The following is a 2,183-nucleotide window of genomic DNA, read 5'->3' as shown; positions in this document are numbered from 1 at the left end:
GCTCCAGCGTTTGAACTTCTTTTTCTGTCGTTTCCATCATTCCCATGTCGGGACAATAACCCGAAATTCAAGCGTTATTCGGGCCGAATCTATAAGGCTTGTGTTTGATCCGTGCGTCACCCCGGCGAAGGCCGGGGTCCAGTTCGTTGAGTTTTCTGGATTCCGGCGTTCGCCGGAATGACGAATCCTTACAACACACGGCCTCATCAGTCCGTCGTGTCGTGAACCGGCGTGTTCTGCAACTCCGCGAACAGCCAGTCATGAAAGTTGCGGACCTTCGGCAGGTCCGCGCTTGATTTCAGCGTGTTGAACGAATAGCCGCTGACTTCCAGGCCGTCGAGGCCGAACGGAGCAATGAGGCGGCCGGTTTCCAGTTCACGCTCCGCCAGCATCAGGCTGTCCAGGCAAACCCCGAGGCCATCCGCCGCCGCGCTGAGCGCCATGAACGAGCGGTCGAAGCGCAAGCCGCGCTTGAGGTCGAGCTTCACCTCGGCGTGCTGGCGCGCCCAGTCAAGCCAGCTTACCAGGCAGACTTCGCTGTGGATCAGCGGATGATGCACGAGATCCGCCGGCGTCCGGATCGGATGCGGGCCGTTGGCGAGCGCCGGAGAACAGAGTGGAACGATCAGCTCCGACGGGAACGGAACGGCGATGACTCCCGGTGGCAGGATGTTCTTCGCACCGTAGCGGATATCCACGTCGACGGCGCCGGCGATCAGGTCGACCGGATCCTTGGAGGCATTCAGCCGGACGTCGATGTCCGGGTTGCTGGCGCTGAACCGCGCCAGTCGCGGCATCAGCCATTGAGTGGCGAAGCTCGGCGTCGAATGGATCGTCAGGATGTCGCTCTTCGTCGCCCGGCCCAGATCACGCGTCGCGGTGTCGATACGTGCGAAGGCCGCCGATATCTCCTCTGCATAGCGCCGCCCGGCATCGGTGAGGATGACAGCGCGATGCACCCGGTGAAAGAGCTGCACGCCGAATTGCTCTTCGAGAAACTTGACCTGGTGGCTTATCGCCGAAGGGGTGACGAACAATTCCTCGCCCGCCAGCGAGAACGACGAGAGGCGCGCGGCGGCCTCGAACGCTTGTACGGCCTTCAGGGAAACCCGGTTTGACATGGCGACCTCGTGTGAAATGAATTCAACTTTCTCACATAATTATTCGTTTGTCCGCCAAAAATCAAGGGCGTAGTCTTCGCATCACTCGCTGACCGGGAAGAAAAAAAAGACGGAGCCGGTGAGGGGATGGGAAGACGATCTTCCTTTCCGGGACAGACAAACGAATTCACATCACAAGGAGTCGCAGAATGGAAGAGACCGCGGGCCTGACGTTCGACGCACGCGTCGATCGGCTCAAGAAACTAGCCAACACCATGCGCATCAACGTTGTTGACATGGTGTACACCGCCCAGTCCGGGCACATCGGAGGATCGCTGTCGGCGGCCGACTTCGTCACCGCCCTGTACTTCGACCTGATGAACATCGACCCGGCCAACCCCAAGTGGGATGACCGCGACCGCTTTGTTCTCTCCAAGGGCCACGTCTGCCCCATCTGGTACTCCGCCCTTGCCATGCGCGGCTTCTTCCCCGTTGAAGAGCTCAAGACCCTGCGCAAGAACGACAGCCGCCTGCAAGGCCACCCGATCGCCACCTATCTCCCGGGACTCGATGCCTCTTCCGGCTCCCTCGGCCTCGGCTATGCCCAGGCCGTCGGCATCGCCATGGAAGGCAAACTGCTGAAGAAAAAAGACTACAAGGTGTTCACCGTCCTCGGCGACGGCGAACTCAACGAAGGCGTTGTCTGGGAAAGCTCGCTGGCTGCCGCCAAGTATAAGCTCGACAACCTCGTCGCCATCGTCGACGTCAACAACCTCCAGCTCGACGGCACCCTCGACGAAGTCCTCCCCATCGAACCGATCGACGCCAAATTCCGTGCCTTCGGTTTCGACGTGATGACGATGAACGGTCACGACATGGCGGATGTTCTCACTACCCTTACCAAGGCCAAGCACGCCCGCAACGGCAAGCCCACCGTCGTCCTCGCCTACACCGTCAAGGGCAAGGGCGTCAGCTTCATGGAAAACTCGCTCGACTGGCACGGCAAAGCGCCGAACGACGAGCAATACAAACAAGCCATGGCCGAACTGCAAGGAGCACAAGCATGAACTTCGCCGCCGCCAA

The 2,183-nt window shown here is 60.1% G+C and carries 3 protein-coding genes; 2 read left to right on the top strand and 1 reads right to left on the bottom strand.

What is annotated here, in order from left to right:
- The coding region (locus BO74_RS20920; RefSeq protein ID WP_496445309.1) for a hypothetical protein at nt 1–181 on the top strand (181 nt) is incomplete at its 5' end.
- Between the two features lie 25 nt (nt 182–206).
- On the opposite strand, the gene gcvA is transcribed toward BO74_RS20920, so the two are convergent.
- Nucleotides 207–1,121: a transcriptional regulator GcvA gene (gcvA, locus tag BO74_RS20915; RefSeq protein WP_496445307.1), complete on the bottom strand. Its 915-nt coding sequence runs from the start codon at nt 1,119–1,121 to the stop codon at nt 207–209.
- Nucleotides 1,122–1,309: 188 nt separating this feature from the next.
- Here gcvA and BO74_RS20910 point away from each other — a divergent pair, with 188 nt between their 5' ends.
- Nucleotides 1,310–2,167 (top strand): transketolase, encoded by an 858-nt coding sequence (locus tag BO74_RS20910; protein WP_496445305.1) that lies wholly within the window; start codon nt 1,310–1,312, stop codon nt 2,165–2,167.
- Nucleotides 2,168–2,183: the final 16 nt, after the last annotated feature.

This window comes from Propionivibrio pelophilus DSM 12018 (assembly GCF_059569095.1).
Note: the sequence above shows the minus strand (reverse complement) of the source record. Positions and strands in the feature narration are given on the sequence as shown.